Raw genomic sequence first — 230 nt, 5'->3', positions numbered from 1 at the left:
ATTGCCAATCCGTGTGGGTCGTCTTCCCCAGCGATCACGTACAGCAGATCTCGCTGGAATCCGGTAAGATCGTACATTGTATTCCCCTTCTGCCCCCCCTACGAAGGCATATGTCTCTACAATGGTAATGGGGGTAAAGGCTTCACCAAAATGATTTGGTGGAGCGTCAGACATTGATCTAAGGTCTGGTATTCGCAGTATGTAGCGGGGTTCGGCGTCCTTTCAGAAGG

General features: G+C 50.9%; 1 pseudogene. It reads right to left on the bottom strand.

The features are described from left to right. Positions 1–77 (bottom strand): annotated as a pseudogene (locus SM755_RS24280) (PadR family transcriptional regulator); the annotation flags it as partial. Positions 78–230: the final 153 nt, after the last annotated feature.

The organism is Natrialba sp. PRR66 (assembly GCF_034808065.1).
GTDB classification, from domain to species: domain Archaea; phylum Halobacteriota; class Halobacteria; order Halobacteriales; family Natrialbaceae; genus Natrialba; species Natrialba aegyptia.
Note: the sequence above shows the minus strand (reverse complement) of the source record. Positions and strands in the feature narration are given on the sequence as shown.